The 3862-nt window shown below is 64.2% G+C and carries 5 protein-coding genes; 3 read left to right on the forward strand and 2 right to left on the reverse strand.

Features of this window, described 5'->3' with window-relative positions; translation table 11 throughout:
* Positions 1–117: 117 nt before the first annotated feature.
* Entirely contained in the window at positions 118–666 is a 549-nt protein-coding gene (locus EOA60_RS22720) for an ankyrin repeat domain-containing protein (RefSeq protein WP_067330139.1), read from the forward strand.
* 35 nt (positions 667–701) lie between these two features.
* On the opposite strand, the gene EOA60_RS22725 is transcribed toward EOA60_RS22720, so the two are convergent.
* Positions 702–1229: a gamma carbonic anhydrase family protein gene (locus EOA60_RS22725; protein ID WP_095824718.1), complete on the reverse strand. Its 528-nt coding sequence runs from the start codon at positions 1227–1229 to the stop codon at positions 702–704.
* A 17-nt stretch (positions 1230–1246) separates the two neighbouring features.
* Positions 1247–1591: a hypothetical protein gene (locus EOA60_RS22730; RefSeq protein WP_095801299.1), complete on the reverse strand. Its 345-nt coding sequence runs from the start codon at positions 1589–1591 to the stop codon at positions 1247–1249.
* 109 nt (positions 1592–1700) lie between these two features.
* Here EOA60_RS22730 and EOA60_RS22735 point away from each other — a divergent pair, with 109 nt between their 5' ends.
* Together EOA60_RS22735 and EOA60_RS22740 are read left to right on the forward strand one after the other, a co-directional pair.
* Positions 1701–2423, forward strand: coding sequence for a hypothetical protein (locus EOA60_RS22735; RefSeq protein ID WP_095801298.1), 723 nt, complete (start codon positions 1701–1703; stop codon positions 2421–2423).
* Between the two features lie 132 nt (positions 2424–2555).
* Positions 2556–3794: a cytochrome P450 gene (locus tag EOA60_RS22740; RefSeq protein WP_095824719.1), complete on the forward strand. Its 1239-nt coding sequence runs from the start codon at positions 2556–2558 to the stop codon at positions 3792–3794.
* Positions 3795–3862: the final 68 nt, after the last annotated feature.

Here is a 3862-nt window from a genome sequence, read left to right on the forward strand (position 1 = left end):
GGTTTTAGGAGCCGGCCCTGTCCCCGGGCCGGCTCCGCTTTTTTTGCCGCCGCCTGCGGGCCTTTCTCGTAACGGCAGACCGGAGCACTATGGCCGTTTATTTTTGGATGGACGGCGATGCTGGAAATCCCTGACGACCGCTGTGAGCGCGCCAAGCTGTTCAAGGCGATAGACGACGCCTTCAAGGCCGGCGATTTCGATGGGCTTGGCAAGGCGCTCGGCGGCTCCGCGCGATGGTACGACGAGAGGATGCCGTTCGAGCTCGGCCTCGGCCATCCGTTGGAGTATGCGATCTATTGGAGCCCGACCGGCTTCATCGCCACGTTGCTTGATGCAGGTTCGAATCCGAATTACGAGGATCCCGCCGGCTTCCCGTCGATCATCGCCGCGCTATCCACCGAGCGGTCGGACAGGCTACAGCTTATCCAGATCCTGCTCGAGCAGGGCGCCGACCCGAACATGCGCGGGGTCAACGACTGGACCCCTCTGCATTACGCGGTGGCGAAACGCGACGCCGAGGCAATCCGCCTGCTGCTGGCGTCGGGCGCGGATCCATCGCTCAGGACGCGCATCGATGACTATGAAACCGCCCTGGAAGGTGCAGACCACGCCGGTTTCGAAGCGGGGGCGTCGCTACTGCGTGAGGCGATGTCCCGACGCAGTTGATAAGGTCGCCGGCGAAGCGGCGGACTGAACCGCTCTCAGAGTTCCTTCAATCCGGTCTTGAAGCGCCTGCCGTTGGCGACATAGTGCGCGGCCGAGACCCGCAGCCTCTCGATTGCCGCGTCATCCAGCACCCTTATCACCTTGGCGGGCGAGCCGACGATCAGCGAATTGTCCGGGAAAACCTTGTTTTCGGTCACCAAGGCGCCGGCGCCGACCAGCGAATTCTTGCCGATCCTCGCGCCGTTGAGAACGATGGCGCCCATGCCGATCAGGCTGTTGTCGCCGACCGTGCAGCCATGCAGCAGCGCGCGATGACCCATCGTGCAGCCCTGCCCGATGCTGAGCGGATAGCCCGGATCGGTGTGCATGACCGTATGTTCCTGCACATTGGTGTCGGCGCCGATGGTGATCGTTTCACCGTCGCCGCGGATGACGACGCCGAACCAGAAGCCGGCATTGCGGCCTATCGCGATATCGCCGATCAGCGTGGCGTCGGGCGCCACCCAATTGGTTTCGGCGTCCTCGAACCGGGGCGCCTTCCCGTCGATCGCATAGATCGGCATCTTTTCTCCGATTCGTCTCAAGCCGAGAATTCGGCGGAGCTTAGGAGACCCGTTGCCCAGGAAGCAATGGTGATCAGCACGATGCCGAGCGCCAGTGCCCAGGCAATCGCCGTGCAGCCGCAGGAAAGCAGCGCCAGCGTGCCGATGCGTCCCTCGCGCCGCGCAGCCAGAGCATCATTGGTGAGCATGAACGGGCCGGCGCAGGCGGTCACCGCGAGCGAGCGCACAATATGGGCAGGCGTGACATAGGGTTCGGCGAAGGCCAGCCGGCCACCGCAGACGATTTCCATCGCCGAGCCGGCGAGGCCGCAAGCCGTCAGGCCGACCGCAAAAGCGTAGAGAGGGAGCAGCATGAGATCCATCTTTACCAACCGTTTACCATGAGACCGCACAGTCGTGCCGACGCGCTGCAAGAGCCATGCCGCGCCAGTTGTGCCACCTGAGGACAGGTGAGCGGATCGGGGAATTGGGATGAGAGAGGCAGCCGCCGCGGAGGAATTCGAGGTTGTCGACTCGACCTTGATGAAGCGGGTCTTCTATGTCTTCGCGGCGCTCGCCCTGCTTTCGGTGGCTATCAGTCTCGGCGGCAAATGGCTCGGCCGGTCGATCGCCATGGCCGGCTACACCGACGACACGACCGTGCGCCAGGTCGTCATGGGCAACAATGTGATCAGTGTGCCGGCCAACTTCATCCGCTTCGACCAGGCCAGGCGCGACGGAAACGCCTCGCGCCTCGACCTTTATCTGCGCTATCCTGAAATGGACGGCTACAGCACCGCCGCGCGCGGCGACTTCAACCACACCACGACCAGGAAGATCATCTTCCTGTCATTCGAGCCGCGGATGATGTCGCGCGACATGAGCGGCCGTTTCGCGCCGATCTACAGCGCCCTGATCGTCAAGCCGGGCACACCCGGCCCGGGCGGGACGACGCTCTACGGCTTCGCCGAGAAATCGGGCTATCTCAACGAGGTCCTGGCGGTCGCCGACCGCCCCGGCAAAGACCCGTTCGTCGCCCGCTGCCTGAGCGGCCCAAGTGCCGAGGAATCGCTGGCCCCCTGCGAGCGCGACATCCAGGTCGGCGACGATCTCAGCCTCACCTACCGCTTCCCGCGCGAGTTGCTCGGGAACTGGCAGGTGCTCGATGCCGCGATCGCCACCAAGGTGGCCGGTATCCTGAAAACGGGACGCTGAAGCGCTGCGCCGGAGCCATGGGCGCGCCACCCGCTCTTCCTCTCCAGCGGCCAGCCTGGCTCAATATATCGGCACGACCGGCTCGGCGATGCGGTCTGGCATCGGGCCGGCAAGGCGCGCTATTGGTCGAACATGATGCCACCCTATCTCACGTTCGACCCCGTCAGCCGCCGCCTGCGCCTCGACCCGCATGAACCGGCCTTTGTGCAGAACCCGTATGAGGGCTACGCCTTCTTGCACGGCGCTTCGAACGCCTTCTTCTGGGAGAATTATGGTTTTTGGTGTTTCGGCGGCTTCGACGACGTCAACCGCCTGCTTCGCGATCGTCGCTTCGGCCGCCAGAACCCGGCCGGCATTCCCGACAGCCGCGGGGTTGGCGGCGACCGTTCGCACCTGACCGCCTTCGACGCCATCGAAGCCAATTCGATGCTTGAGCTCGAGCCGCCGGTGCACACGAGGTTGCGGACACTGGTCAATCGGGCCTTCGTGTCGCGCCAGGTCGAGCGGCTGCGGCCGCGCATCGAGGCTCTGGCCAATGAGCTGATCGACCGCTTCGAGCCGGGCTCCGTCGATCTTCTGCCCGCTTACGCCTCGCCCTTGCCGATCACCATCATCGCCGAGATGCTCGGCGTTCCGGTCGAGATGGGGCCGCAACTGCTCGACTGGTCGCATCAGATGGTCGCCATGTACATGCACGGCCGCACGCGCGAGACCGAGGAGACGGCCAACCGCGCCGCGCACGATTTCGCGGCTTTCCTGCGCGGCTATGTCGCCGAGCGGCGCAAGAGACCCGACGACGATCTGCTTTCGCTGCTGATCGAGGCGCAGGACAACGGCCAGAAGCTCTCGGAGGAGGAGCTGGTTTCCTCAGCTATCCTTCTGCTCAACGCAGGGCACGAAGCGACTGTGCACCAGACCGGAAATGCCGTGAGAACGATCCTCGCGCAGGGCGGCGATGGGCGCCGCTTCTTTGCAACACCGGAGGCCAATGCCGCCACGGTCGAGGAATGCCTGCGCTACGATGCGCCGCTGCACATGTTCCTGCGCTATGCCTATGAAGAGATGGAAGCTGCTCCGGGCATTTTGCTCAAGCCCGGAGAGACGGTGGCGCTGCTGCTCGGCATGGCCAATCACGACCCGCTGGCTTTCGCCGGACCGGCCACATTCAACCCGGCGCGGACGGACCAGAAGAACGTGTCGTTCGGCGCCGGCATCCACTTCTGCATCGGCGCGCCGCTGGCCAGGCTGGAGTTGCAGGTGTCGCTGAAGACGCTGTTCGACCGGCTGCCGGATCTAGGCCTGACGGAAGAGCCGCGCTTCCGCGACACCTATCATTTTCATGGATTGGAAGCGCTCTCGGTGCGCTTCTGAGCCGCAAAAATCCGAAGATCTGAAAATGAGATTCGCCTTTCTGCAGGAACCGCCCTTCTGCTTCACCG

The sequence above is a fragment of the Mesorhizobium sp. M1A.F.Ca.IN.020.06.1.1 genome (assembly GCF_004023265.1).
GTDB lineage: Bacteria > Pseudomonadota > Alphaproteobacteria > Rhizobiales > Rhizobiaceae > Mesorhizobium.

Excerpts from the sequence above, each read along its gene's own strand:
- EOA60_RS22740 (WP_095824719.1), top strand. The coding sequence starts at position 2,556 with ATGATGCCACCCTATCTCACGTTCGACCCCGTCAGCCGCCGCCTGCGC.
- EOA60_RS22730 (WP_095801299.1), bottom strand. The coding sequence starts at position 1,591 with ATGGATCTCATGCTGCTCCCTCTCTACGCTTTTGCGGTCGGCCTGACG.
- EOA60_RS22720 (WP_067330139.1), top strand. The coding sequence starts at position 118 with ATGCTGGAAATCCCTGACGACCGCTGTGAGCGCGCCAAGCTGTTCAAG.
- EOA60_RS22725 (WP_095824718.1), bottom strand. The coding sequence starts at position 1,229 with ATGCCGATCTATGCGATCGACGGGAAGGCGCCCCGGTTCGAGGACGCC.
- EOA60_RS22735 (WP_095801298.1), top strand. The coding sequence starts at position 1,701 with ATGAGAGAGGCAGCCGCCGCGGAGGAATTCGAGGTTGTCGACTCGACC.